The following is a 25,465-nucleotide window of genomic DNA, read 5'->3' on the forward strand; positions in this document are numbered from 1 at the left end:
GCCATCATTGACGGAGTATAGGGATTAACCTCATAATGAGGGCATTGAACTTGGGCGAAAGCAGTTAGAAAACACAGAAATACATAAATGGTTATGGGGAAAAGAGGAATAGCGAAATGTTGGAAGTGTACGGACATGGAGGAGATGTAGAGTCGGCAGCACTGCGATACGGCCTTGCGCCGGGGCAATTCACCGACTTTAGCGCAAACATTAACCCGCTCGGGCCGCCGCCCGGCATGCTGGACGCGCTGCGGGCAGCGCTGCCCGAAATTATTCGGTACCCCGATCCAGGCCATCGGGCTCTGCTCTCCTTATTGGCCGAACGTCAAGGGGTACAGCAGGCAGCCATTTGTGTCGGCAACGGCGCGGCGGAAATCATGGCGCTTATCTTATTGGCGTTAACGCCAAGCAAGGTCGGGGTCGTGCAGCCCTGCTTCTCGGAATACGAAACGCTGTCCCGGCAGTTCGGGGCGGAGGTGCATGCGATTTACGGCACCGCAGAACGGGATTATCGCGCCGAGCCAGAGCAAATCGTGAAGCTGATCGCGGACAGCGACCTCGTGTTCCTGGGGCAGCCGAACAATCCGAACGGCGTCCAGTATAATGTGGAGCAATTAAGGCGGTTTGCTGAGGCCGGGGAGCGTCATGATACGTATATTGTGCTGGACGAAGCGTTCATCGACTTTATACCTGCGGAGCGGCGGCAGTCGCTGCTGCCTGAACTGTGGCGATATCCTCATGTTATTATCGTTCGGTCGATGACGAAGTTCTATGCGATCCCCGGTCTGCGGCTCGGCTACGGCATCGCCCATCCGCAAATGGCGGCTGCGATGAGAAATAAGCAGGTGACGTGGAGCGTTAACATTTTGGCGCTGCGAGCGGGGGAGATCAGCCTTCAGGCAGGGCCGGAATACGAGACGGCGACGATCTCCGCGATTGCGGGGGAGCGAAAACTTCTTAGTGCTGAGCTTGAGCGCCTAGGCTGTGAGGTGACGCCGGGAGAAGCCAACTATTTGCTCCTGAGGCTTGCGGAGCCGTGGACGGCCGAAGCGATGCAGGAGGCGCTGGGCCGGCGCGGCGTACTCGTGCGAAGCTGCGCGATGTATCCGGGCCTTGACGCCGGTCATATCCGCGTCGCCGTGAAGGATCGGGCGGCCAATGCCGTGCTGATCCGGGAAATGGAGCAAGTGATGGGAGGAGTGCAGAAATGACGACCCCTTTTTTACATGTGCAAGCGGAACAAGCTGTGGAGGCTGGAGGGGCCAGAGAGGTCAGAGAGGTCAGAGAGGTCAGTGAGGTAAATAAGGCTAATCGGACTGGTTTGGCTGGTCAGGCGAAACCCGCCAAAGTGAATGAAACCCGCCAAATTGGCGATATGGATCAAGTTGATCAGACGGTCTACCATGCAAAAATTTGGCCGGGCTTGAAGCTGTGCCGGAAGGAGCGGCATATTTTGCTGGAAGCGCCGAAACCGATGGATGGCTTAGGCAGTGCGGTATATGGCGGCGGAATGCATTCGCTTGAGCGGTTTGTGAATATATACGTGGACAGGTTCTATCACTGTGAAGATCCGGTGCGGGATATCCGGAGTTTGCTAGGCGAATGGGGATATCCTGAGCAGGGAACGGCCGGACTCCTCACGGCGGTGCAGTTGAAGCATGCGGCGGTCTTCGAGGAGCAGGGAACCGATTTCGGCGTGCTGTGCTGCGTGACGGCGGGCGTATCCAACGCGGCCCGGGCCGGCGTGCAGCGTACGACGTTCCCCGCCTCTTGGACGCCGGGCACGATCAACATTATGCTCGTCGTCGACGGCAAAATGACCCCCGCGGCCATGGTTAACGCCGTCATCACGGCGACGGAGGCGAAGGCGGCCGCGCTAAGCGATCTCGGCGTGCGCGACGCCGAGAACGGCATGATCGCAACCGGCACGACGACGGATGCGGTCATGCTGGGCGTCAGTCAGCGGGCCAAGTGGCCGCTGCTGCACGCCTACGCGGGAACGGCGACCGACCTGGGCGGCGTTATAGGCCGCCTAGTGTACGACGCGGTTCGCGAATCTTTGGCCGCGGCCGGAGGGCCGAAATGACGGCCGCGTGGTGGGTGCTGCCGGTCGCGTACGCGCTCGACCGGCTGCTTGGCGATCCGCGCTGGCTTCCCCATCCCGTCGTCGGGATGGGGAAGGCGATTAGCGCGATCGAGGCGGCAATTCGCCGCCTGGTTAAGCCCCGCGCCTACCGGGCCGCGGGGCTGCTGCTGCCGCTGCTTGTCGCGGGCGGCAGCTTTGCCGTGACCTGGGCCGTGCTGCGTTTGCTGGCCCAGGTCAGCCCGTGGCTCGCCGCGCTGGCGGAAGCCGCGCTGATCGCCACGACCATCGCGGCCAAGGGGCTGCGCGATGCCGGCATGGAGGTGTGCGGCCAATTGCGCCGCGGGGATATGCCGGCCGCGCGGCGCGCGCTCGGCATGATCGTCGGGCGCGACACCGCACATCTCCCTGAGCCGGAAGTGGCACGCGGAGCGGTGGAGACGGTCGCCGAGAATATCGTCGACGCCGTCATCTCGCCGCTCTTCTTCGCGCTGCTGGGCGGCGCGCCGCTAGCGATGGCTTACCGCGCCGTCAACACCCTCGATTCGATGGTCGGCTATAAGAACGAGAAATACATGGATCTCGGCTGGGCGTCGGCCCGGCTTGACGATATTGCGAATTATATTCCTGCGCGCTTTACGGCCCTGCTGCTGATTGTTGCAGCCTGGCTCCTGCGCTTTAATGCCAAGGGCGCTGCCGCCATGGTGCGGCGGGATGCTTCGTCCCATCCGAGCCCGAACAGCGGGTACCCGGAATCGGCCGTCGCCGGCGCGCTCGGCGTTCGCCTGGGCGGTGAGAATTCTTATCACGGAGTGGTGTCATTTCGTGCGTATATGGGGGACAAGACCCGTGACCTGGAGGCAGACGACATTCCAAAAACGAGCCGAATGCTGTTTGTGGTTTCGGATATGTTCGTGCTGCTAGGAACTGTGTTGGGGCTGGCATTAACGGGCGGGTTTTAGTTCCCGATCGATATAGTTAAAAGCTGATCGGGAGGCGGAATGGGTGAATAAGCAAAAGAGTTACGATGCTGAGCTGTGGCTAGTCCGCCATGGACGTACTAATTGGAATCGGGAGCGGCGTTATCAGGGGCATTCGGATGTTGCTCTATTGGACGACGAAGCGTCTGGACTGAAGGGGCTGGAACGTGAACTTGATGGCGTTTCTTTCTCGTCGATATATTGCAGCGACCTGCTGCGCTGTCGTCAGACTCTGGCGAGGGTTAGGCCAGATCTTACCGGGAGGGCTGTGTTCGATACGCGCCTGCGGGAGATGAACTTCGGGCAATGGGAAGGGCTGACGTACGAAATGCTTAAGGAAGATCCGCTTTATCGTGCCTGGATCAATGATCCGGCATCGGTAACTCCACCTGGTGGAGAAGCATGGGATGACTTTCACCGGCGGGTAAGCCATATCTATGAGGAGTGGGTAAGCCTGGAAAAGCGCAATCATCATCCAGATGATAACATGGAGCAGCGAATTCTCGCGGTCACCCATGGGGGTGTCGTCGCGCTCGTTTCCTCTTTGCTGCAGCCTGGAGCGGGGTTTTGGGATACGGCTATCGAAGCTGGAGGCGTATTGAAACTTAGGATCGAAGAGAGAACTGCACACTGATTAGCGCAATCAGGAGTACTATGACTAAGCACGTCGCAATAGCATAAGGCGAAGCCTTTGAGCGGATAAAATGATTTAAAGCTAATTTTTACGCATCAATATCGATGAAGGAAGTGATGGGCTTGCCAGAAACAAAAACGGGAACATCTGCGCCGCTGGCGATTAGTGTGCTGGATCTGGTTCCCTGTTTACCCGGGCATTCGGATGAAGAGGCGTTAAGACAAGCTGTGTCCTTGGCACAGCATGCCGAAAAGTGGGATTATTTCCGTTATTGGACGGCTGAGCATCATGATATGCCCGGGCTGGCCTGTTCTTCGCCCGAGGTGCTGCTGGCCCATGTCGGTGCAAAGACAGAGCGGATTCGCCTCGGTTCAGGGGCCGTACTGCTGCCTCACTACAGCCCGTTGAAAGTAGCGGAGTGGTTCCGGCTGCTGGCTGCTTTATATCCCGGCAGGGTGGATCTGGGATTAGGGCGTGCTCCGGGAGGAGAAGCGCACACCGTCATGGCTCTTAGCGGCAATTTTCTAGCACGGGTTGCTGAGCTGCCAAAGACGATTTCCTCGCTGCTGGAGCTGCTCCAGGACGCTTACAAATATGAGGGACATGCCGTAACCGCACGGCCGCAGCCGCAAATCGAACCGGCGGTCTGGATGCTTGGAACTAATAAGAAAAGCGCGGAATATGCGGCTAAATTCGGAACGGGTTATGTTTTTGGACAGTTTATGGGCGAGTATGACGGCGCAGATACATTGGCCTCCTATCGAGACGGTTTTATCCCCTCTCCGCTGCAAAGCTCGCCGAAGACGATGCTGGCCGTCAGCGTGATCTGTGCAGCGGCGGAAAGTGAGGCTGCGCACTGGGTGCAGGTGCTCGATGAGAAGGCAAGACAAACGGGCCGAGGTACGTTCCGAAGCATAAGCGGTACGCCGCATAGCGTATATAAGCAGCTTAAGGATTTGCAGGGCGAATACGCAAATGACGAATTTCTGATCGTGTCCCCCATCCCGGACTACGCGGCAAGGCTGGAATGCTATAGACTGCTAGCCGAGGCGCTCAGGGAGCTCGACGGTGCTTGATGGAGCTTGATAGCGCACATTAATGACCCCCATATCGCTATATCACTGCAAAGGAAGCTTGACCCGAGCAAAAGGGCCGAAGTTAGTTAATGGTTGGAGGAAGAAACAATGTATATGGATAACAGCGGCCGTTACATTTACACTTACGCCTGTCATGAGAATGAGCGGCGGCTGTGTGAAATGGAGCTTGAGGCTATGTTTGGACAGCCGGCGGGTAAGGCGGGGTACGTGGAAACGGGCAGGCGGATCGATCCGAGCCGTAGTCCGTTTATTTCATTCCGGATAGATGTAATGTTTGAGGGATATGACTTGGATAGGCTGGCCTCGCAAGTGGCTGAGCTTGATCTTCAGGGCAAAACTTTTAAAGTTGTATGCATTAAGCTAGCCGGTATGCTCGGACGCAGCTACGAGGAGCAGCGTGAGATCGAGCGGCAGATCGGTGGTCGGATTCGCGGCAAAGCGGATATGCGCAGTCCCGAGGTGACGTTCGGCCTAATGTCTGTTGATGGACGCTGGCTGCTTGGAATATGCCATGAGGCAGAGTCCGTTTGGCTGCATCATAAGAGCAAGCCGCGCAATTATTCTACGGGACTGAGCACGGCTGTCGCCAGGGCTTTGGTGAATATCGCGGTGCCCGAGCCGCACGCCGTCAAGGTGATCGACCCTTGCTGCGGGATGGGGAATGTGCTGATCGAGGCGTTATCGATGGGGATCGATATCGTAGGCCGGGATATTAACCCGCTAGCGGTTCGGGGAGCTAGAATCAATTTGCGCCATTTCGGATACGGCGATGATCGGGTCAGCCTGGGCGATTTAAATGAAATAGGCGGGCTTTACGATGCGGCCATCGTGGACATGCCGTACAATTTATGCTCCGTACTGTCTCCCGAGGAGCGGGGGGAAATGCTGGGCAGCATAAGAAGGTTTAGCCAAAGGGCAGTCATCGTCTCCACGGAACAGTTGGAGGAAGAGATTGTTTGCGCTGGCTTTCGCATTTGCGATTACGGGACGGTCAGCAAAAGTTCTTTTGTCAGACACATTTGGGTATGCGAGCCGGGTGGAGAGGGATGAATGATTGTCATCCGCGCGATTTTCCCCTATAATCCAATACAGATGAAGATGTATGAATGCCTAGAATCAAGTGGAAAAACCGTAGGTCCCAAAGCGGCGCTTATCCATAAGCCTCCGCCACGGGTTAATAGGGAAGCCGGTGTAATTCCGGCACGGTCCCGCCACTGTAAACAGGGATGAAGCTCATTTATGCCACTGTCGTTCGTTGAACTGCTGCTTTGCCTGACCATTAAGGTACGGCAGGAAGGAGAACGCGAAGATGGGAAGGCGAGCCGAATCGGCAACCTGGAGTCAGGAGACCTGCCTATGGGAATGAAGAGACGGTCCTTCGAGGAAAGGATAACGTTCTGCTTAAAGAACTATGCTCCGGACAAGCTGGATGCTTGAGCCGTACATGGCCTTGTAGACGTAGCCCGATCCTGAACGGATGGGGCTTTTTTCTGTCCTTCTGCTATTTTTCATTTTGAGCGGGCGTTTCATGTATAAACTATACACCTTGTAAGGAGAGAGAGATTCATGAACAAGTTTAGAAAGTTCTGGGGGATTTGGCTGCTAGCGATCATGCTCGTCGTAATGGCTGGCTGCGGCAAGGATGTGGCGGGGACGAACAATGCGAATGCACCTGCGCAGCAGGAGCAGAACGCTCAAACGGGACAAGGAGAGCAGGCGGATTCGCAGAAAACGAGTTATCCGCTAACGGTGAAGGATGTAACAGGAGCGGACTTTACTTTTGAAGCTGCGCCGCAAAGGATCGTTTCGCTGGCTCCATCGGAGACGGAAGGATTGTTCGCGCTTAGCCTTGATGAGCAAATCGTAGGGGTGTCCGATGTCGACGATTATCCTGAAGCGGTGAAGGACAAGCCGCGTATGGGCGGGTTCCAGGTAAACGTTGAGGCGGTCATTGCCGCCAAGCCGGATTTGGTGCTGGCCGGCAATTTGATTGATCCGGCAACCGTAAAAAGTCTTAGCGATCTCGGAATCAAGGTTTATCAATCGAATCCGACAAATCTGGACGAAACTCTGGCCAATATTAGAACCGTAGGGGAAATTACAGACCGGCAGAAAGAAGCAGCGGAAGTCGTCGCTCAAATGGAGAAAGAACGCGACATGGTGTTGGATGCTGTTAAATCCTTGACTTCAGATCAGAAGAAGAAAGTCTATATCGAGTTTTCGCCAGGCTGGACCGTTGGGAAAGGCGTGTTTATGGACGAATTGATTACGCTGGCCGGAGGAGAGAACGTGGCTTCTGATCTGGAAGGCTGGAACGAAATCAACGAAGAGAACATCATTAAGGCGAACCCGGACGTTATTCTGTTTGCCAAAAATGTCGTCGACGAGAACAACAAGACGATCGGCGACATGATCAAGGCCCGCGGCGGCTGGGATCAAATCACAGCTGTGAAGGAAGACCGCGTCATCGGCTTGGACGATAACCTGCTCAGCCGTCCTGGACCGCGCGTAACCCAGGGATTACTTGAAATGGCGCAGGCTATTTATCCGGAATTGATCCAGCAATGAGGAATAAATTGGCGGGATACGGAGGAGCGGGCTTGATGCTTCTGGCTGTTACGCTGCTGGTCTGCATCGGCGTTGGCTCCGTCTTTCTGCCGACCGGCCAGATTATCGGCATCTTGCTTCACCGCCTGCCTTGGATCGGCAGCATGATTACGCCGGACTGGGATGTCTCGGCAGAGCAAATCGTATTGCAGGTTCGGCTGCCGCGCGTTCTGCTTGGCATGCTGGTCGGTGCTTCTTTGGCGGTGGCGGGGGCCGCATTTCAGGGCGTGCTGCGCAATCCGCTGGCTGATCCATTTACTTTAGGCGTGTCATCAGGAGCGGCAGTTGGCGCGGCCACGCTGATTTTCTTCGGTTGGCAGTTTTCTTTAATCGGCGTGTTTACATTGCCGGTCATAGCGTTTATAACGGGGGCAAGCACGCTGCTTGTTGTGATGTGGCTGGCCAGGGAAAACGGGAAAATCCCGATTGAAAGCCTGATTTTGTCGGGCGTGGTCATGCAGTCTTTCCTCGGCGCGATCGTTTCATTTCTGACGGCGATGTCGAAAAAGACAGTTAACGAAATACTGTACTGGACAATGGGAAGTCTCAGTTTGCGCGGATGGTCGTATACGATCATCCTTTTCCCGTATTTGGTCATTGGCTTGCTGTTCCTATGGAGCCAGGCGCGAAGCTTGAATCTGCTTGCGCTTGGTGAGCGTCAGGCAGCCCATTCCGGACTGAATGTCGACCGCACGAAGCTCTTGGTTCTACTTGTGGCAACGCTTATGAGTGCGGCGGCTGTATCCGTATCTGGAGTAATTGGATTTGTCGGGTTGGTTATCCCGCATATGATACGGCTGATGACGGGCCCGGACTACCGGTTGATTATTCCGCTCTCCGCGCTTGGCGGTGGAATATTCATGATGTGGAGCGACCTTGCCGCTCGGACGGTGCTGGCCCCAACGGAGATACCTCTGGGCGTGGTCACGGCCTTTGTCGGCGCTCCTTTCTTTGCTTATCTGCTATACCGGAATAAGAAGCGGAGAATGGAGGAGTTGCAATGATCGAAGTTCAAGGCATAGGAAAATCCTACGGACGCCAGACGGTGCTGAAGGGGATCGACTGGCAGGTGCAGCGGGGCGATTTCTGGGGAATTATCGGGCCTAACGGCAGCGGAAAGACGACGCTGCTGAATGTGCTGTCAGGCATAGAGAGTCCTGAGACGGGGGAGGTAACGCTGGATGGCAGGCCGCTGACTGCCTATGGGCGCAAGGCTCTGTCAAGGAAGCTCGCCGTGCTTCAGCAGGATGGCTTGCCGCCGATGGCTTTTCCGGTGCGGCAGGTGCTGGAAATGGGGAGGTTCCCTTTTCAGAATTGGCGCGGGAAGGAAGAAGGCGGCGGTGCGGAGGCCTTGCTCAATGAAATTATAAGCCGTCTGGATTTGCAAGGGCTGGAAAACAAGCCGCTGCATGTGCTTAGCGGCGGGCAGAGGCAGCGGGTTGCCCTCGGTAAAGTGATGGCGCAGCAGCCGGAGCTCGTGCTGTTGGATGAGCCGACAACATACCTCGACATCCGTTACCAGATGCAGTTCATGGAATTGGTCTCGAGCTGGCAGCGAGCTGAACATTTAACGGTCGTTGCTGTGATGCACGATTTGAATTTGGCGGCCTTGTATTGCGACAAGCTCCTCGCTTTAAGGGACGGTGAAATCGTTGCTACGGGGACGCCAAACGAAATTATTACCCCGGAAATAGTGAAGTCGCTGTTTGAAGTAGATGCTTATTCGGTCATACACCCGGATCGCGGTGTGCCCCAACTATTGCTGCGGAGCGAGCAGGGGACATGAGACGGGGAGGGGGCTGCACCTGTAGCTTTGCTTGTAGCGCGACTGTAGCTGTACCGCCTGAAGCTTTGCCTGTAGCTGCGCCTGTCCTCTGTGTCCATAAACTAGTAGATGCATGCAAGTTTGGCGCAGTTTAGCTTTGTCTGGGCTATATGAAGCTTTCGCCCATAATTTTGGCCCGAAGCTTTGCATCTCACGGATGGATTTGTTACGGACCCTGGTTCCGCTATTTCACGTAAAACCTTGGTCTACAGTAGGCTTACGGACCGTGGTTCCGCTATTGTGCACAAAAGTTAGCCTTTTAAGCAGAATTGAGGGCAATAGGGGCTTTGGTGTCCGTTAGGTCACTGTAAACTGCGCAAATAGGGCAAATAGCGCCTTCTGTGTCCGTAAGCTAGAAGTTACAAGTAAGTTTTAAATACTTTAGCTTGTCTGGGCTATATGAAGCTTTCGTCCATAATTTGGGCCCGAAGCTTTGCATCTCACCGATGGATTTGTTACGGACCCTGGTTCCGCTATTTCACGTAAAACCTTGGTCTACAGTAGGCTAACGGACCGTGGATCCGCTATAGTGCACAAAAGTTAGCTTTTTGAGCAGAATTGAGGGCAATAGGGGCTTTGGTGTCCGTTAGGTCACTGTAAACTGCGCAAATAGGGCAAATAGCGCCTTCTGTGTCCGTAAACCATTAACATCATGCTTGATTACACGTGCCCTATGTGTCTGCCCAGGCAAGAACATGCATGTTGCGAATAGTGTCAATCGACAGACATAGTAGATTAATTTAGAGAAGAGGGCTGCAGGATGAGTTATTCCATTACGGACGTCATTGAATCAATTGCACCGCTGCAAAGAGCGGCGGCAGAGGCGGCAACAGAGCATTTGGACCGTTTGACCAAGCCGCCGGGCAGTCTTGGGAAGCTAGAGGCGTTGGCGGTACAGCTTGCTGGGATTACTGGGCAGGTGAAGCCGGGCTTCCCGCAGCGCGCGATCATCGTGATGGCTGCGGACCATGGGGTATGCGAGGAAGGGATTAGCGCTTTTCCGGCAGAGGTAACCCCGCAAATGGTATTGAATTTTTTGGCTGGCGGAGCGGCGATTAATGTATTTGCCCGTCAAGCGTCGGCGGAAGTGCTGTGTGTCGATATCGGCGTGAATGCCGTGCTGAGCCATCCGAATTTGGTGGAGCGGAAGGTGAGGATGGGAACGGCCAACATGGCCGTGGGACCGGCGATGAGCCGTGCGGAAGCTGAGGCAGCTGTATTGGCTGGGGTTGCTGTCGTGAAGGAAGCTGTGAATAAAGGCACAACATTGTTCGTCACAGGAGAGATGGGCATCGGCAACACCACGGCCAGCTCTGCGGTGATGAGTGTGCTTACGGGCATTACTCCGGCAGAATGTGTTGGCCGCGGTACGGGCATCGATGAACGGAAGATGCAGCATAAGGCTTCCGTGGTAGAACGGGCGATCGCAGTAAATCAACCGGATGCCAGCGATCCGCTCGATGTACTATCCAAGGTGGGCGGTCTGGAGATCGCCGGTCTAGCCGGAGTTATATTGGGCGCGGCGGCCCATCGGTGCCCGGTCGTTATCGATGGATTTATATCTAGCGTAGCAGCTTTGGTCGCTCAGCGGTTATGTGCGGAGACGGCGAGCTATATGGTAGCTTCCCACAACTCGCAGGAGCCGGGGCATAATCAAGTGCTGCGCGAGCTGGGTCTTTCCCCGATGCTGGAGCTGGATATGCGGCTCGGTGAAGGAACGGGTGGCGCGCTTGCTTTGCATCTGATTGATGGAGCTTGCCGGATCATGAAGGAAATGGCTACTTTTGAAAGCGCGGGAATTTCTGCGGGTGAGCCGGCTGCCGAGGAGGATACGAAGTGATCGTTATGGTAACTGGCGGCGCCCGGAGCGGAAAGAGCAGCTTTGCCGAACGTTGGTGTATGAAGCATGCGTCCAAGTCATATTATATCGCCACGGCTCAGGCATTCGATGCGGAAATGGAACAGAGGATCGCTCTGCATCGCCAGCAGAGGGTATCAGCAGGTTATGTGTGGGAGACGATCGAGGAGCCGCTGCAACTAGGCGATTTACTCTTAAATTTGGGAAGCCGTCAGTTCGAAGAAGGGCATAGAGAATATGAAGGGGAAGCCTCTCATTCCGTATTGATCGACTGCCTAACGCTCTGGCTGTCCAATATGCTGCTTGTTGTACACGAGCAGGATGATGCCGAAGCCAAAATGATGAGGGAAATCGATCGTCTTATTGAGGTGATCGCAAGTTATAGAGGCACCCTTGTAATCGTTACTAACGAGGTAGGCAGCGGAATTGTTCCCGCTTATGCGCTGGGCCGGCAGTATCGGGATTTGGCTGGGATTTTGAATCGGCGTATAGCCGCTATTGCTGACCAGGTGTTTCTTGTTACGGCAGGAATTCCGATTGAGCTGAAGAGCATGGAGTATAAGCTATGAGCAGGAGCAACAACAGTAGCAATCCTAGCGAGACAAGTAGCCCTAATTCCGAAAGTAATATTGGCACAAATGCCAATACTGACACCAATACCATTACCGATGCCAATCCCAGTAAGAATACCGGCAAGGATTGGCCGCTGGCGGCAGCGTTTCAATTTTTGTCGCGGTTCCCGGTGCCGGTTGAGGTGAATTTTACGCCGGAGATACTTCGTCGGAGTGCCAAGTATTATCCGCTGGTCGGCTTCGCAATTGGAGCTGCCCTGGGTCTGGCTGCTGTTGGCTGTGCTTGGGTGCTGCCGCCGATGCCGGCAGCGGTGTTCATTCTCGCTTTGTGGATCTGGCTGACTGGAGGGCTGCATCTCGACGGTTGGATGGATTCGGCGGACGCGTTGCTGAGCTATCGAAGCAGGGAGAGAATGCTGGAAATCATGAAGGACAGCCGTGTCGGTGCCATGGGAGTCATCGCTTGCGTGCTGCTGCTCATGTTGAAAATGTCTCTCCTCTACACGCTAATCGGCTACGGTTTAGCCAAGGCTAGCGCAGCGCTTCTGATGGCAGCGATATGGAGCCGCTGGTTTATGACCTATGCGATGCAAGCATGGCCGACGGCACGCCAGGGCGAAGGACTTGCAGGCAATTTTCGCGGACTGAAGCTGAGCAGTATCGCTTTTTCCACGATTGCCTCCCTGCTGCTATCGGCCGTCGGATTAACGGCAATGGCCTGGCTGGAGCAGGGAACTGTTACCTGGCCGCTTTTGCTGCTATATTTCATTGCGCCCTGTATCGCCTGGCTCGCCGGTACGCTGGCAGCTAGCAGGATTAGCAAGCGGCTTCACGGGTTAACGGGAGATGTGTACGGTGCTTTGAATGAAGGTTTGGAAGCTGCGGTGCTGTTAGCAGCGGTGATTTGTTTTGGGTAAAGAAAAATAACAATGCCGTGATACCAAAGTATCACGGCATTCCTTATGGCTGTAATAAATTGTATGAATTTATCAGATGATAAATTTGCTGACGGATTCCCGCAAGGATAGCGCACCTTCGTGCAGGTTGCGCACCGTGTTGGCATGATCCTTGATTTCCTCGGCCTGACTTGCCGAATTGCCAGCAATCTCTTCGATCATCTCGAGCGATTTGGCGGTAATGTCAGCCGCGTCCTCTACAGAGACGGTTACTTCTTCCGCGCTGGCCGAGACCTGCTGGGTAGAAGAAGAGATCGACTGGATGGTCAAGTTAATCGCTTGAATCCATTCCGTCAGCTGGGAGAAGGCTTCTTCTGCGTTTTTGACGCGAGCCGTACCAGACTGGATTTCCTCGCTCACCCGCTGCATAGCGCGGACTGAATTGCCGGATTCCTCCTGGATAGCGAGGAGATAATCGCCGATTTCATCCGTAGCGATGCGGGATTGCTCGGCAAGCTTGCGCACTTCTTCGGCTACGACCGCGAAGCCCTTGCCTTGTTCGCCGGCACGGGCCGACTCGATAGCGGCATTGAGCGACAGGATGTTGATTTGTTTACTGATTTCCTTAATCGTTCCGACAATTTGGGCAATTGCTTCGGAACGCTCGTTCATCAGAGAAATATGGTTCATCGATTCCGTGGCGGCTTCTTCAACTAGAAGCATGCCGTCGACAGCGTCGTGCGCCAGCTCATTGCCTGTTATCGCCTTCTGCGAGGCTTCGCCGATTTTTTCGGTGATTTCAGCTGAGGAAGACGCGATATAATGTATGCCTTTGGAGATTTCCTCCATGGCCCGCGCGTTTTCGGCTGCGGTTGAGGCAAGCGTGGTGCTGCCCTTTTCTACCTGCTGTGTAGCTTCATTGGAACTGTAAATCAATTGTTCGAAGGTTTGCGCCGAACTTAGCAGGCTATCCGAATTGTTAACGACAGCCTGGGACGTATGGTGTACGCTCGAGATCATTCCCTTTAGCTGCTCTGTCATCGTGCGGAAACTTGCCGCGAGCTGAGCCAACTCGTCATGGCCTTGAACCTGGATCGATTGGCGGAAATCGCCGCGGGCCATTTTATCGGTAACCTGCGTCAGGCTTTTTAGGGGCCGTGTAATGCGCTTACTGATCCAGAAGGCTGCTGCAGACCCAACAATGATAATGACGGCTGTAATGACGAAGCAGATCCAAAATATTTCCGACTGCTTCTCCTTGACGAAGGTAGCATCCATTCCTACGGCCAGCAACAGCTCGCTTCCTGGAATTTGGATATAAGCCGTCTTATGGTAGCCGAACTTGTCCGAATACAGGTCGCTAATAGCCAGTTTGCCTGCGGACGCCTGCTTCATTGCATTCTGCAAGGCAATCGCTTCAGAAGCTTGCATGGCAGAGCCAGAGCTCGCCGCAAGGACGGTAGGCTGCTCATCATGCAGGTGAATGAGATAAACCGTATCTAGTTGAAATTCTTCTGCACTCTTTGTTAAGTAAGCCTCCACGCCGAATCGGTTATTCTCACTTCCCTTAAGCAGCTGGAGGGACATGGTAGTGTCGAGCCTGCGGTAAATATCCTGCGTACTCGTATGTAGAACTTTATCAAACTGGGGCAAAACGTTATTATTGATGATCCCCATGGATACGTAGTAAAAACTTATACTGAATAACAATGAAGACAATACAATGACGACAGCAAAGGTTGTCATGAATTTACGGCTAATTGAATGCTTGATTCCGAGCATGACAAAAAATCCTCCTAATCTATTTAATCCATTTTGGTCAGTCGCTGTTACTTTTGGTCTCCTTCCATTCACCCAAGCGAAATATTAACCATTGGTTCATTAGACATATGATATAGCAAGTTCTCCCATTTGGAAATAGGGTATTGGTCATTTTTCCCTTTTTTCATAAACTTTTCACGGTATTTTCATAAATGAGACAAAAACATAGGGAGGAAATCTTATGTTCAACTTCGGATGGGGCGTTTTGTTCGTCCTCGTGAACTTTACGTTCTTCTTGATATGCTATCGCTGGTTCGGGAAAAAAGGGCTTTATGCGTGGATTGGCTTAGCCACGGTCATTGCCAATATTCAAGTAGTGAAGACGATCGAAATGTTCGGGATCGTGATGACTCTCGGCAATACGATGTATGTCAGCCTCTACCTGACTAGTGATTTGCTCAATGAGAAATACGGCCGCGGCGAAGCCAAAAAAGCGGTGTGGTTCGGTTTCTTTACTTTGATTATGACGACCGTCCTGATGCAGATGGCCTTGGTCTTCACCCCTCAACCCGAGGATTTGGCTCAAGAATCACTAAAGAGCATATTCGGCTGGATGCCGAGGCTCGCGCTGGGAAGCCTGACAGCATACTTCATTAGTCAATTTCTGGATGTCCGGCTGTTTGCATGGATTAGGAAGTTCTACCCGAGCCGCGGGCAGCTGTGGATTCGCAACAATTTCAGCACGATGGTCAGCTCGTTCGTGGATACGCTAATTTTCTGCACGATTGCTTTTGCCGGGCAATATAGCTTGCGCATTTGGACGGAAATTTTACTGACGACTTATGTCATTAAATTTGTCCTCACCGCTGCAGGTACCCCATTTCTATATATCGCCCGAAACTATCATTCCGATGAGGATGAAGCGGCGCAAGCAAGATAGCTGGGCTTAAACCGTACGGTATCCAGAAGAGGAATGGCATGGCCGCGCCCAGCAGAGGATACATTCAATATGAAATGCAAAGCAGCCACCATCATGACGACGGAGGCTGCTTCAGGTTGTCTGTTGTTTAATAAAGTGGTTTATAAATAAGTAAGCTCCTTTGGAAGCGTCGTTAACACATCGACTCCCGAAGCGGTTACTGCGACATCGTCCTCAATTCTGACGCCGCCCAGTCCTGGGACATAAATTCCCGGCTCGACGGTAAATATGTTGCCCTCTTCCAGCAGCAGCTCGTTCTCGCCGTGGACGGAGGGGAACTCGTGAACGTCGATGCCAAGGCCATGGCCAAGCCGGTGAATGAAGTAGGAGCCATATCCTGCATCCGTAATGACGTCGCGGGCGGCTTTATCGATCGAAGCATAGGAGACGCCGGGCCTTATCGCCTGGATCGCGGCTTCATTAGCAGCCCGGACGGTATTATAGATGCGCTGCAGCGATTCGTCCAAATGGCCGACGGCATAGGTACGCGTAATGTCCGAGGCATAACCGCCAGCATACAGCCCGATATCGAACATAAGCAGGTCGCCGCTCGCTATGGCCTGACTGCCCGGTACTCCGTGGGGGAGGGCAGTTTTCTTGCCGGTAAGCACCATGGAATCGAAGGCCGGGCCTTCGGCGCCTACTTTGCGGATGAGGTACTCGATTTCAGCGACGAGCTCGTTTTCCGTTACGCCTATTTTTACACGGGGCAGAGTGTCCTGTAATACCCGTTCGATAAGGTTGGCCGCATGGCGGATTTTCTCGATTTCCTCTTGCGATTTGCGGTTGCGAAGCTGGCGCAGCCAAGGCCCGACATCCAGATATCTGGCGAAGGACAGGGATTCCTGAAGCTGCTCGAAGCGCGCTACGGACATATGGTCTTTTTCAAAACCGATCGTACCTACCGAGGATTTCAGATTTCTTTTCAACACTTCATAAGGGTTATCCGTATCGCTGTGCGTGACGACTTCGGCGATGTCGGCTGCCGCCCGGGCATTCTCTTCATCCAGCTTGGGGACAAGTAGGAAGGGCTGTTTGCCCATGGAAAATACGGCGCCCAGAAACCGTTCGTGAGGATTGCTAAGAAAGCCTGTCAAGTAATAGACGTGCTTGGGATCGGTAATGATTAGAGTTTGTATGCCCACCTCCCGCATTTTTTGTTCCAGTATGGCCCATTTGGAGTTCATATGGTACCTCCCTCTCTTTGAAACTTATTTATTTATTATAGGGTAAAAGATACGACGCACATAGTTCGGCGGAACTATTTTCGAGACAAGTTTTTTCAAGAAAAAAGACGTCCTCTTCCAGGACATCCCCATATGAAGTGTATCTATTCAAGCTTGAAATGGATGAGGCTGTGATCACGGTAATTATTGTATCATATTATTACAATATTTGTAAGTGAATGCTCGTACTTTGTCGTATTACAAAGCTGCTTTACATTCCGCCTATTTTCAATAAAATAAACAACAGAAGCAAGTATATCCAATTTGAATAAGTTAAAGGAGCATACCTATTTGATGACCAAACAGAAGGACAACACTTCTCTCATTTTGATCGGCTTGATGCTGGCGATCCTCATGTCGGCGATGGATAACACGATCGTTACTACGGCAATGGGTACCATCGTGTCGCAGCTTGGCGACATGGAACAGTTCGTTTGGGTCACTTCGGCCTATATGGTTGCCGTAATGGCCGGGACTCCGATTTTTGGCAAGCTGTCCGATATGTATGGGCGCAAGCGCTTTTTTATTTTCGGGATCATTACGTTTTTAGGTGGCTCGGTACTGTGCGGATTCGCCGGCAGCATTGCCCAGTTGAGCATCTTCCGGGCCATTCAAGGGATTGGCGGCGGGGCGCTGATGCCGATTGCTTTTACGATTATATATGACATATTTCCTCTGGAGAAGCGGGGCAAGATGACTGGACTGCTTGGCGCGGTGTTTGGAACCTCCAGCATCTTCGGTCCTCTGCTGGGTGCTTATATCACGGACACGCTGGGCTGGCACTGGGTGTTCTTAATCAACGTGCCGATCGGCCTGATCTGCCTTGCACTAATTATCGTATTCTATCGCGAATCGCTGTCTCGTTCCAAGCAGCGAATCGATTGGGGCGGCGCATTTACGCTTGTCGGCTCCGTCGTGTGTCTGATGTTCGCGCTGGAATTGGGCGGCGATACTTATCCTTGGGATTCGACGGCAATCCTCGGTTTATTCGCGGGCTTTGCTGTCTTACTTATCGCTTTTCTGTTCATCGAGACGCGGGCAGAGGAGCCGATTATTTCATTCAGCATGTTCAAGAACAGGCTATATGCGACAAGCAGCGGCCTGGCCCTGCTCTACGGCAGCGTGTTCATCGTGGCCACTGTATTCATTCCAATCTATGTTCAAGGCGTATTTGGCGGTTCGGCGACGAATTCGGGCTTGATTCTGATGCCGATGATGATCGGCTCAGTTGTCGGCAGCATGCTGGGCGGGATGTTATCCACGCGGCTGTCGTATCGGACGATCATGATGATCTCCGTCATCTGCTTTGTGAGCGGAATATTTGCCTTAAGCACGATGTCCATCGATACTACCCGCACCATGCTTACGATGAACAGCATCCTGACCGGGTTCGGGGTCGGTTATTCCTTTTCCGTGCTAAGCATGGCGGCCGTGCATCATTTTGATATGCGCCAGCGTGGAGCGGCCACGTCCACCAACTCGTTCCTGCGATCGCTCGGAATGACATTGGGAATTACAATTTTTGGAATCGTGCAAAGAAATCTGGTCGCGGATGAAATGAAGCGGGCTTTCGGGGGCATGGGAACGGGCCAGCTGGGGCAATCGTTCGGTGATATGAGGGAAGTGCTGTCCCCGGAGAAGAGAGGAGAAATTCCGCTGCCGGTACTGGAGAAAATAACAGGGGCGCTGTCCTCTTCGATTGCCCATACGTTTATGTGGGCTCTGGTTCCCGCCGGATTAGCGGTTCTCGTCGTATTATGCATGCCGAATGACCGTATCTTACCAAAGGGCAGGAGCGAGAAGCAGTCACAGCATTCTTCGTAGGCACGTTTATTTTGTATCTTTTTGAGGTATAAAAAGATTACAACGCATACGAGGTGATAACATATGGAGGACAAGTCCAGAAATGGTGCTAAGCCCGGTAACCGGGCAAGAAGCTGGGATCATCCCGAGCAGTATCCGACGAGCAATCCCAGCTTGTTTGATATGCACGAGAGCGAGATGCATGTCGACCCGATTCCCGTGGAGGATTTGAGGCTGGAAGTGCGGGAGGAAAGAGAAAAGGCAGTGACCAAGCATCGCTCCTCAAGCGAAGGCAAATATCATACTGGCTTTGAAGACGACGAATAAACCGTCATTAGGCACCAAAAAGGATGGATCAGAGGCCCTGATCCATCCTTTATTGTTGTTAGGCAAAAATTACAGTTGTTCCGGCATAGCTTAAGGGCGAAGCTCCTTCACGAGCTGCGGCGGAATTTTGCCGCTGAGGGCGGCGACCAGGTTCTCGGCGGCCAGCATCGCCATATCGAAGCGCGTCTTGCTCGTTGCCGAGCCGATATGAGGCAGGGTAACGACATTCGGCAGCTTCAATAAAGGATTGTCCGGCGACACGGGCTCCCGCTCGAAGACGTCCAATCCAGCCCCGTATATCGTCCTTTGCTCCAAAGCCTGGATGAGCGCCTGCTCATCGACAGTTTGCCCCCGGGACGCATTGATAAAGATCGCAGTCGGCTTCATCAGCCTGAATTCCCGCTCGCCGATCAGACGCTCCGTTTCCGGGGTCAGCGGCGTCATCAGCACGATGAAATCAGCTTCTTGAAGCAGCTCGTCCATGGAGCGATACATGGCTCCAAGCTCCGATTCGGCAGCTGGCTTCCGGCTGCGGTTATGGTACAGGACGTCCATTTGGAAGCCCCATTTGGCCCGGCGGGCAACGGCTTCCCCGATGCCGCCCATGCCGATGATCCCCAGCTTCTTATGATGGACATCCAGGCCGAACAGATCCTGGTTATTGCCGCGCTTCCATCGGCCTTCCTTCACGTAGCGGTCAAGCTCCGGGACCCTGCGGGCAGCGGCCAGCATTAGAGCGAAAATCAAATCCGCGACGGTCTCGTTGAGTACGTCCGGCGTATTGGTTCCCATAACCCCGCGGGCTTTCATCGCGTCCAGATCGAAATGGTTGTAGCCCACGCTCATCGTGCTGACCACCTTCAGTTTCGGCGCATGGTCCAATAGTTCGGCATCGATTTTGCCGCCGAAGGTGAGCAGCCCATCCGCATCGGACAGGCTGGCCAGCAAGGCATCTCGGGGGATCAGCTCGGGGCGGTCCCATTTGTCGTAGGTGCAATGCTCGGCGATATAGTCTTCTACTTCCTTAGGAACGTTGCGGGCAATGAATACTTTCGGCTTCAAGGCAGTTATCTCCCCTCCGGAATAGGTTGCAATCATCTATTTATTTATTGTAACAGATTGCAGCCGTCCGAACCTCGATTATCGGTTATCGATTTTCTCCGGGTACATATCGTGCTGAATCAGGCGCTGTTCGGCCATGGCCTCGTATTTCGTGCCGGGACGGCCATAGTTGCAGTACGGATCGATCGAAATGCCGCCTCTCGGCGTAAATTTGCCCCAAACCTCGATATATCTTGGGTCCATTAATTTAATTAGATCGTTCATGATGATATTCACGCAGTCCTCGTGGAAATCGCCATGGTTGCGGAAGCTGAACAGGTACAGTTTCAGAGATTTGCTTTCAACCATTTTGATGTCGGGAATGTAGCTGATATAAATGGTGGCAAAATCGGGCTGTCCCGTGATCGGGCACAGGCTCGTAAATTCCGGGCAATTGAACTTCACGAAGTAATCGCGGTATGGATGCTTATTATCGAAGCTTTCGAGAATGTTTGGATCATAGGCAAAAGAATACTGCACCTTTTGATTGCCAAGCAGCGTTAAATCCTGAAGCTCTTCGTTTTGTCTTCCAGTCATATTTAATTCCTCCTAAGCGGATTGTTTCTTGTTTTCAGCAATAATAGAGAACGCTAGACGCCGCGTTTGTTTCCCCATACGAGCGCATGAAGCTGAGGCAGCACGCGGACATCGTTCAGCTCTGGGTCGGAGACGACCTGATCGATTAGCTGCTCGTATCTCTCCAGAAGATCGGCGGTATGCTGCTGGATATCCATTCTTCTGACATCCGGATTGCCGACCTGCAGGAAGAACAGGATGTCCGGATAGCGGGCATGCACCTTCTTCGCGTAGGCTAGATCCTCCTCGTCAAAGACGACGACTTTCAGGCTTTGGCTATAAGGATAAGCTCTGGCTGCCAGCCGCGAAACAACGTCATCCAGCGCGTCCCAGTCAGTCGTCATGCCCGAGCTGGGCGGCTTCGGAGACAGAGTCACCTGGTCAATCTCGGCGAGCCAATCTTGCCAGCGCGAGCCCTGTGTCTCGACTGCTGCGGCAATTCCATTCTCATGGAGCAGTGTCACCAATGCGCCAAGCCCGCCGAGGAGGGCAGGGTTGCCGCCGGACAGCGTCACATGGGAGAAGCGGCCTTCGCCCAGAGCTTGCAGCTCAGCATAAATGTCCTCGGCTGTCATCAGGCGGATGTCATCCTTGGCGCTGCCGTCCCAGGTAAAGGCTGAATCGCACCAGGAGCAGCGGTAGTCGCAGCCCGCCGTGCGGACGAACATCGTCTTCTGGCCGATGACCATGCCTTCTCCTTGAATCGTTGGCCCGAATATTTCGAGGACGGGAATCGGCTGATGCTGGTTACTCACCATTCATCCACTCCCGTCTTGCTTCGGCATAGCTGGTCGGCGTCTCGTACAGGCGGACGAATTCCATCCGGGCTTGCAGCTCCGGGGAACGGTAGGTATCTTTTTGCAGCGCCTGCTCCATTTGCTCATACAGCCATACGGCCATATTTTCCGCCGTCGTGTTCATCAGCGGCAGCGACTCGTTCAGATACTGATGATCGAGATAACCTTCGATCTCCTGCTTCCAGATCGTCTTGATCGTGCCGAAGTCGATCGTAAGGCCGAGCTCGTCCGGGATCCCGCTGATTCCGAAAACAACTTTATAAGTATGGCCATGCAAGTTTTTGCATTTGCCGTCATAAGCGTGTAAATGGTGTGCGGCGTCGAACGTGAATTCCTTGCTCACCAGCACACGCCGCTGATGATATCTTAATTTGGAGCGGGGAATGTCCTCGCCCAGCTTTTGCAGTTTGTCGACGATGCGAAATTCGCCGGGTACGAAGCTCATAACGTCTCCCCCTTTGCTCGCGTTTGGAGATAGGACTCCATTCCGGCAAGCCTTAGTTTGCAGGCCGGGCATTCTCCGCAACCGTCGCCGATAACGCCGTTATAGCAGGTGAGCGTGCGCTCCCGGATATAGTCAAAGGCGCCAAGCTCGTCGGCAAGCTGCCATGTCGCGGCTTTATCGAGCCACATGAGCGGGGTATGGATGACGAAATTATGATCCATGGCTAGGTTTAACGTAACATTCAGCGATTTGACAAAGGCGTCCCGGCAATCCGGATAACCGCTGAAATCCGTTTCGCATACGCCGGTAATGATATGCCTTGCCCCGACTCCCTTGGCGAGAACTGCCGCAAAGCTGAGGAACAGATGGTTGCGTCCTTCCACGAAAGTGTTGGGAAGCTCGCCGTCCTCATGGACGATGTCTATGTCGTGGCGGGTCAGCGCATTCGGGCTTAACTGAGACAATAGCCCCATGTCGAGCAGGTGGAATTCGACCCCGAGTTCTTTGGCGATTCCGCGGGCGCATTCGATTTCCTGCTTATGGCGCTGGCCGTAATCGAAGGTTACGACCTCGACTTCGCGGAATTGCTTCAATGCCCAAAACAGGCAGGTGGTGCTGTCTTGACCGCCGCTGAATACGACGACGGCTTTTTCTTGTTGAAGCATAAAAAAACCTCTCTTCTTCTGAATTTTGTGAAAGGATGCGAGGAGCATCATTTACATAGAAGAAAGAGAGTTCTTGAACTGTGACACTATGAAAAAACACGCCGATGGCCCTAAAAGCGCACGGCAAAAAAAAGCGCAAAGCGCCGGTAGTTTTTTATAGAGGGAGTTCGCGAACCTCTCCCATGCCTTAGCAGCATGGATCTTCTTCAATTGTGCTTAACAATCGATGTCATTATAGCATAAATTAAGAGGAAACTGTTGTTCCAAGAGCTGTCAACTAGTTGTTTTCTCTTATTTACAAGGCGCTGGGGATACAGGATAATAGAATATATTAATTTGTAGGAGGTAATATTTTGAAAAAAATGAGCAAATGGCTGGCGATGCCGCTAGTGCTGTTGTTGGTTTTCCTTACGGGCTGCCAAGCTGTAGGGGGCTATGACGTAAATAAGGCTTTGCAGAAGAGCCTGGAAGTTCAATCCAGTGAATTTAAGCAGAAGGTTTCGGTTGAAGTTGTCCCTGCGGATAATGTGTCTGCAGAAGACAAGGAAATTATAGACCTTATCAATTCCATTTCTTTAACGATTGACCATGCCAAAATCAAGGATCCTTCGACGATGTCGCTCAAAGGCTCGATCGGTTTTTCCGGCGAGAAGCTTCCATACCATATTTCCATGGACGCCAAAAGCATGGCAATCCAAGTTGAAGGGGCAAAGCAGCCGCTGTACATATCCCTAGAGGATGCATCCTCAGAGTATCTTGCATTTGAGCCGTACAATGAGCAGGCTCAGGAATTCGGGGTTAAGGCTGCTGGCTTCCTGCTCAAGCATATGCCGAATCCATCCACGATTTCCGTGGAAAAAGTGCAGGAGAAAGTCAATGAAGAAACGCTTAGCCTGACTCATCTGCATGCCGAAATTCGCGGTGATGAGCTGGTGAAGCTGGTCAAGCCGCTGCTGACGAATGTATCGAAGGACGAAGCAGGCTTGAAAGAGCTGATCGGCACTTTCTATGACACATTCTATCCGATTCTTAGCGCACAATTCGGAACGGACGCTTTCGATGAAGGACCGGCATCCTCCAAAGAGTTCACCGTTGCTGCCATGTACGGTGTAGTTCAGGAAGGACTGAGCGAGATCTTGAAGGATTACGATCAGCAGGCTGCCGCTCTGTTCGAAGAAATGCCGGAGCTGAACACCGTGCTCGGCAAGGATACTGTGCTCAAAACGGATATATATTTCGACGGCGACCTGAACACGCGCAAGCAGAACATGGAGCTGACGGTAGCGATTCCTCAAGGCGAAGGCGTGCCAATCAAAGCATTTACCGTACGCAGTGAATCCGAAATGTGGAATGTAGGCGGAAATGTAGCCGTGGATCAAGTTAACGTAAACGCAGGCAAGCTGGATTTCAGGGACGAGGAGATCACTCCGGGGCAAATCCTGCGCAACTTCGAGCCGGGCTCGATCATTTACACGCTGCTTAAAGACAAAATGCAAATCACTTCCAAATATGTGTTGATCGGATATCCGGGCGACTATTACGAAGTGATCCAGAAGAACGGCACCAGCTTCGTGCCGCTGCGCTACATCTCTGCTGAGCTCGATGCGGAGATGAAATGGAACAAGGAAACGAAGACGATTACGCTTATCGACGATATCACGCAAGAGGAGATTGTGCTGACGATCGGCTCTAAGCAGGCGAAGGTAGCCGGAAAGGCAGCCACGTTGTCCGAGCCGGCATTCATCCATACGGACGGCAAGACGTATGTGCCGCTTCGTTTTATCTCTGAAGCATTAGGAGCGAAGGTGCATGTAGACGAGGATGGTTGGATCACTATAACGCGCGACTAATTGCCAAGCGGCAATCTGCGCGTGAAGCAGGTCCACCAGAGAAGGACTGCGGCTTGTTCGGGGAACCGAATAGGCTCGCAGTTCTTTTTTTTAGCTTAGCAAATTGACCGCTATTTAATAATTGACGTACCATTAACCTCCATTTAAGATAGGAATAATACTTTCTTCAAAAAGAGCAGCCCGTCATGATTTGTCGCTTTAACACTTTCGTATAGGAAAGCGTTAGCAGGATCATGCTTTCGTGGCCTAAATCTTTATGGGGGTTATCTATCATTGTTTGAGAGAGGGGTTATCGGTATGAAAAAGAAGATTGGAGTTTTAATGGTCATTGTCGCGATGCTGATTACGGTAATCGGTTGCGGCAGCAATAATGCCGGAGGCGGCAGCAACACCGGGAATGCGGCCAACAAAGGCAACGCTGAAACCGGGGCTCCGGCCGATACGAGCAAGGAGAGCTATAAAATCGCGATTTCGCAAATCGTCGAGCATCCATCCTTGGATGCGACCCGCGAAGGATTCCTCGCTGCGCTTAAAGATGCAGGCATCGTAGAGGGCGAGAACCTGAAGCTCGATTATAATAACGCGCAGGGAGATCCGACCAATAACTTAACGATTGCACAAAAAATTGCCGGAGAGAAATACGATCTCGTCCTCGGGATTGCTACCCCTCCAGCCCAGGCTCTTGTAGGCCAGGTTAAGAATTCGCCAATTTTGTTCGCTAGTGTTACCGATCCATTGGATGCCAAACTGGTCGATAACTTGGAGAAGCCAGGCGGAAATGTCTCTGGCGCATCTGACACGAACCCGGAAGCCATCGTCAAGCTGATGGATTTCATCGCTGAGAACTTCAAGGAAGTGAAAGCGGTTGGCGTCGTGATTAACCAAGGCGAGCCGAATGCTGTGATCATGGCCGATCACGCAGAGAAAGCGCTTCAAAAACACGGCATTAAGCTGATCAAAGCGCCGGTAACGAACACCTCCGAAGTGAAGCAGGCGGCAGAATCGCTCGTTGGCCGCGCCGATGCTCTGTATACGACGCTGGACAATACCGTTGTCGAGGCAGTCAGCACCGTCATTCAAATTGCGAACGAGCATGATATTCCATTCTTCTCCAGCGACCGCGATACGGTAGAGAAGGGTGCTTTTGCTACAGTCGGTTTTAAATATTATGATCATGGCTACCAAGTGGGCCAAATGGCTGTTGAAGTGCTGAAAGAAGGCAAGAAAGTCGGCGACATGCCGGTCACCTTCCCTGACAAGCTGGATCTGATCCTGAATCTCAAGGCGGCTGCCGAGCAAGGAATCGAGGTTACCGACGCCATGAAAGACATGGTTAACGACAAGGAGAACAACTTGCTGGAATAGGCTGGTTTCAATCATTTA

The 25,465-nt window shown here is 53.1% G+C and carries 24 protein-coding genes and 1 riboswitch; of the genes, 17 read left to right on the forward strand and 7 right to left on the reverse strand.

The features are described 5' to 3' along the window. Nucleotides 1-116 precede the first annotated feature (116 nt). The 12 genes from cobD (at nucleotide 117) to cobS (ending at nucleotide 12,573) form a co-directional block, all read left to right on the forward strand. Entirely contained in the window at nucleotides 117-1,211 is a 1,095-nt protein-coding gene (gene cobD / locus ACYUJT_RS01340; protein WP_460318225.1) for a threonine-phosphate decarboxylase CobD, read from the forward strand. Continuing rightward, the gene (locus tag ACYUJT_RS01345; protein ID WP_460318227.1) at nucleotides 1,208-2,086 is read left to right on the forward strand and encodes an adenosylcobinamide amidohydrolase; all 879 of its coding nucleotides are present in this window, start codon (nucleotides 1,208-1,210) and stop codon (nucleotides 2,084-2,086) included. Before cobD ends, ACYUJT_RS01345 begins: the two co-directional genes overlap by 4 nt. After that, nucleotides 2,083-3,045, forward strand: a complete 963-nt coding sequence (cbiB, locus tag ACYUJT_RS01350; protein ID WP_460318228.1) for an adenosylcobinamide-phosphate synthase CbiB — start codon at nucleotides 2,083-2,085, stop codon at nucleotides 3,043-3,045. The genes ACYUJT_RS01345 and cbiB overlap by 4 nt, the downstream gene beginning before the upstream one ends. 43 nt (nucleotides 3,046-3,088) lie before the next feature. Beyond that, a complete protein-coding gene (locus tag ACYUJT_RS01355) occupies nucleotides 3,089-3,697 on the forward strand; it encodes a histidine phosphatase family protein (RefSeq protein WP_460318229.1) in 609 nt (202 codons plus the stop codon). 104 nt (nucleotides 3,698-3,801) lie between these two features. After that, nucleotides 3,802-4,773 carry an MsnO8 family LLM class oxidoreductase gene (locus ACYUJT_RS01360; RefSeq protein WP_460318231.1) on the forward strand — a complete coding sequence of 324 codons (972 nt, stop codon included), beginning with the start codon at nucleotides 3,802-3,804 and terminating at the stop codon, nucleotides 4,771-4,773. 108 nt (nucleotides 4,774-4,881) lie between these two features. After that, nucleotides 4,882-5,844 carry a TRM11 family SAM-dependent methyltransferase gene (locus ACYUJT_RS01365; protein ID WP_460318233.1) on the forward strand — a complete coding sequence of 321 codons (963 nt, stop codon included), beginning with the start codon at nucleotides 4,882-4,884 and terminating at the stop codon, nucleotides 5,842-5,844. Nucleotides 5,845-5,910: 66 nt separating this feature from the next. Then, nucleotides 5,911-6,166, forward strand: a riboswitch (cobalamin riboswitch). Between the two features lie 194 nt (nucleotides 6,167-6,360). Continuing rightward, a complete protein-coding gene (locus ACYUJT_RS01370) occupies nucleotides 6,361-7,362 on the forward strand; it encodes an ABC transporter substrate-binding protein (protein ID WP_460318235.1) in 1,002 nt (333 codons plus the stop codon). Then, nucleotides 7,359-8,405: a FecCD family ABC transporter permease gene (locus ACYUJT_RS01375; protein ID WP_460318236.1), complete on the forward strand. Its 1,047-nt coding sequence runs from the start codon at nucleotides 7,359-7,361 to the stop codon at nucleotides 8,403-8,405. Before ACYUJT_RS01370 ends, ACYUJT_RS01375 begins: the two co-directional genes overlap by 4 nt. Beyond that, entirely contained in the window at nucleotides 8,402-9,187 is a 786-nt protein-coding gene (locus ACYUJT_RS01380; RefSeq protein ID WP_460318238.1) for an ABC transporter ATP-binding protein, read from the forward strand. The genes ACYUJT_RS01375 and ACYUJT_RS01380 overlap by 4 nt, the downstream gene beginning before the upstream one ends. A gap of 799 nt (nucleotides 9,188-9,986) precedes the next feature. Further along, complete coding sequence (cobT, locus tag ACYUJT_RS01385; protein ID WP_460318240.1) at nucleotides 9,987-11,066, forward strand: nicotinate-nucleotide--dimethylbenzimidazole phosphoribosyltransferase; 1,080 nt, start codon at nucleotides 9,987-9,989, stop codon at nucleotides 11,064-11,066. Continuing rightward, entirely contained in the window at nucleotides 11,063-11,653 is a 591-nt protein-coding gene (cobU, locus tag ACYUJT_RS01390; protein WP_460318242.1) for a bifunctional adenosylcobinamide kinase/adenosylcobinamide-phosphate guanylyltransferase, read from the forward strand. Before cobT ends, cobU begins: the two co-directional genes overlap by 4 nt. Continuing rightward, the gene (gene cobS / locus ACYUJT_RS01395) at nucleotides 11,650-12,573 is read left to right on the forward strand and encodes an adenosylcobinamide-GDP ribazoletransferase (RefSeq protein WP_460318244.1); all 924 of its coding nucleotides are present in this window, start codon (nucleotides 11,650-11,652) and stop codon (nucleotides 12,571-12,573) included. Before cobU ends, cobS begins: the two co-directional genes overlap by 4 nt. A gap of 72 nt (nucleotides 12,574-12,645) precedes the next feature. On the opposite strand, the gene ACYUJT_RS01400 is transcribed toward cobS, so the two are convergent. After that, nucleotides 12,646-14,334: a methyl-accepting chemotaxis protein gene (locus ACYUJT_RS01400; RefSeq protein ID WP_460318246.1), complete on the reverse strand. Its 1,689-nt coding sequence runs from the start codon at nucleotides 14,332-14,334 to the stop codon at nucleotides 12,646-12,648. A 220-nt stretch (nucleotides 14,335-14,554) separates the two neighbouring features. Here ACYUJT_RS01400 and ACYUJT_RS01405 point away from each other — a divergent pair, with 220 nt between their 5' ends. After that, entirely contained in the window at nucleotides 14,555-15,253 is a 699-nt protein-coding gene (locus ACYUJT_RS01405; protein WP_460318248.1) for a queuosine precursor transporter, read from the forward strand. A gap of 140 nt (nucleotides 15,254-15,393) precedes the next feature. Here ACYUJT_RS01405 and ACYUJT_RS01410 read toward each other — a convergent pair whose 3' ends face one another. Next, nucleotides 15,394-16,479: a M24 family metallopeptidase gene (locus tag ACYUJT_RS01410; protein WP_460318250.1), complete on the reverse strand. Its 1,086-nt coding sequence runs from the start codon at nucleotides 16,477-16,479 to the stop codon at nucleotides 15,394-15,396. Nucleotides 16,480-16,812: 333 nt separating this feature from the next. Between ACYUJT_RS01410 and ACYUJT_RS01415 the strand changes: the two genes are divergently transcribed. Together ACYUJT_RS01415 and ACYUJT_RS01420 are read left to right on the forward strand one after the other, a co-directional pair. Next, entirely contained in the window at nucleotides 16,813-18,342 is a 1,530-nt protein-coding gene (locus ACYUJT_RS01415; protein WP_460319719.1) for an MDR family MFS transporter, read from the forward strand. Nucleotides 18,343-18,405: 63 nt separating this feature from the next. Beyond that, nucleotides 18,406-18,648: a hypothetical protein gene (locus ACYUJT_RS01420; protein WP_460318252.1), complete on the forward strand. Its 243-nt coding sequence runs from the start codon at nucleotides 18,406-18,408 to the stop codon at nucleotides 18,646-18,648. Between the two features lie 90 nt (nucleotides 18,649-18,738). Here ACYUJT_RS01420 and ACYUJT_RS01425 read toward each other — a convergent pair whose 3' ends face one another. The 5 genes from ACYUJT_RS01425 to queC form a co-directional block, all read right to left on the reverse strand. Continuing rightward, nucleotides 18,739-19,710, reverse strand: a complete 972-nt coding sequence (locus ACYUJT_RS01425; protein WP_460318254.1) for a 2-hydroxyacid dehydrogenase — start codon at nucleotides 19,708-19,710, stop codon at nucleotides 18,739-18,741. Between the two features lie 78 nt (nucleotides 19,711-19,788). Beyond that, nucleotides 19,789-20,286, reverse strand: a complete 498-nt coding sequence (gene queF / locus ACYUJT_RS01430; protein WP_460318256.1) for a preQ(1) synthase — start codon at nucleotides 20,284-20,286, stop codon at nucleotides 19,789-19,791. A 53-nt stretch (nucleotides 20,287-20,339) separates the two neighbouring features. After that, complete coding sequence (queE, locus tag ACYUJT_RS01435; RefSeq protein WP_460318258.1) at nucleotides 20,340-21,080, reverse strand: 7-carboxy-7-deazaguanine synthase QueE; 741 nt, start codon at nucleotides 21,078-21,080, stop codon at nucleotides 20,340-20,342. Further along, complete coding sequence (queD, locus tag ACYUJT_RS01440) at nucleotides 21,073-21,567, reverse strand: 6-carboxytetrahydropterin synthase QueD (RefSeq protein ID WP_460318260.1); 495 nt, start codon at nucleotides 21,565-21,567, stop codon at nucleotides 21,073-21,075. Before queD ends, queE begins: the two co-directional genes overlap by 8 nt. Continuing rightward, a complete protein-coding gene (queC, locus tag ACYUJT_RS01445; RefSeq protein ID WP_460318262.1) occupies nucleotides 21,564-22,232 on the reverse strand; it encodes a 7-cyano-7-deazaguanine synthase QueC in 669 nt (222 codons plus the stop codon). Before queC ends, queD begins: the two co-directional genes overlap by 4 nt. A 362-nt stretch (nucleotides 22,233-22,594) precedes the next feature. Here queC and ACYUJT_RS01450 point away from each other — a divergent pair, with 362 nt between their 5' ends. After that, a complete protein-coding gene (locus ACYUJT_RS01450; RefSeq protein ID WP_460319720.1) occupies nucleotides 22,595-24,082 on the forward strand; it encodes a copper amine oxidase N-terminal domain-containing protein in 1,488 nt (495 codons plus the stop codon). Between the two features lie 297 nt (nucleotides 24,083-24,379). Further along, the gene (locus ACYUJT_RS01455; RefSeq protein ID WP_460318264.1) at nucleotides 24,380-25,447 is read left to right on the forward strand and encodes an ABC transporter substrate-binding protein; all 1,068 of its coding nucleotides are present in this window, start codon (nucleotides 24,380-24,382) and stop codon (nucleotides 25,445-25,447) included. Nucleotides 25,448-25,465 lie beyond the last annotated feature (18 nt).

It is taken from the genome of Paenibacillus sp. YSY-4.3 (assembly GCF_054767475.1).

Excerpts from the sequence above, each read along its gene's own strand:
- cobD (WP_460318225.1), top strand. The coding sequence starts at position 117 with ATGTTGGAAGTGTACGGACATGGAGGAGATGTAGAGTCGGCAGCACTG.
- ACYUJT_RS01345 (WP_460318227.1), top strand. The coding sequence starts at position 1,208 with ATGACGACCCCTTTTTTACATGTGCAAGCGGAACAAGCTGTGGAGGCT.
- cbiB (WP_460318228.1), top strand. The coding sequence starts at position 2,083 with ATGACGGCCGCGTGGTGGGTGCTGCCGGTCGCGTACGCGCTCGACCGG.
- ACYUJT_RS01360 (WP_460318231.1), top strand. The coding sequence starts at position 3,802 with ATGAAGGAAGTGATGGGCTTGCCAGAAACAAAAACGGGAACATCTGCG.
- ACYUJT_RS01365 (WP_460318233.1), top strand. The coding sequence starts at position 4,882 with ATGTATATGGATAACAGCGGCCGTTACATTTACACTTACGCCTGTCAT.
- ACYUJT_RS01370 (WP_460318235.1), top strand. The coding sequence starts at position 6,361 with ATGAACAAGTTTAGAAAGTTCTGGGGGATTTGGCTGCTAGCGATCATG.
- ACYUJT_RS01375 (WP_460318236.1), top strand. The coding sequence starts at position 7,359 with ATGAGGAATAAATTGGCGGGATACGGAGGAGCGGGCTTGATGCTTCTG.
- ACYUJT_RS01380 (WP_460318238.1), top strand. The coding sequence starts at position 8,402 with ATGATCGAAGTTCAAGGCATAGGAAAATCCTACGGACGCCAGACGGTG.
- cobT (WP_460318240.1), top strand. The coding sequence starts at position 9,987 with ATGAGTTATTCCATTACGGACGTCATTGAATCAATTGCACCGCTGCAA.
- cobS (WP_460318244.1), top strand. The coding sequence starts at position 11,650 with ATGAGCAGGAGCAACAACAGTAGCAATCCTAGCGAGACAAGTAGCCCT.
- ACYUJT_RS01400 (WP_460318246.1), bottom strand. The coding sequence starts at position 14,334 with ATGCTCGGAATCAAGCATTCAATTAGCCGTAAATTCATGACAACCTTT.
- ACYUJT_RS01405 (WP_460318248.1), top strand. The coding sequence starts at position 14,555 with ATGTTCAACTTCGGATGGGGCGTTTTGTTCGTCCTCGTGAACTTTACG.
- ACYUJT_RS01410 (WP_460318250.1), bottom strand. The coding sequence starts at position 16,479 with ATGAACTCCAAATGGGCCATACTGGAACAAAAAATGCGGGAGGTGGGC.
- ACYUJT_RS01415 (WP_460319719.1), top strand. The coding sequence starts at position 16,813 with ATGACCAAACAGAAGGACAACACTTCTCTCATTTTGATCGGCTTGATG.
- ACYUJT_RS01420 (WP_460318252.1), top strand. The coding sequence starts at position 18,406 with ATGGAGGACAAGTCCAGAAATGGTGCTAAGCCCGGTAACCGGGCAAGA.
- queF (WP_460318256.1), bottom strand. The coding sequence starts at position 20,286 with ATGACTGGAAGACAAAACGAAGAGCTTCAGGATTTAACGCTGCTTGGC.
- queD (WP_460318260.1), bottom strand. The coding sequence starts at position 21,567 with ATGAGCTTCGTACCCGGCGAATTTCGCATCGTCGACAAACTGCAAAAG.
- queC (WP_460318262.1), bottom strand. The coding sequence starts at position 22,232 with ATGCTTCAACAAGAAAAAGCCGTCGTCGTATTCAGCGGCGGTCAAGAC.
- ACYUJT_RS01450 (WP_460319720.1), top strand. The coding sequence starts at position 22,595 with ATGAGCAAATGGCTGGCGATGCCGCTAGTGCTGTTGTTGGTTTTCCTT.
- ACYUJT_RS01455 (WP_460318264.1), top strand. The coding sequence starts at position 24,380 with ATGAAAAAGAAGATTGGAGTTTTAATGGTCATTGTCGCGATGCTGATT.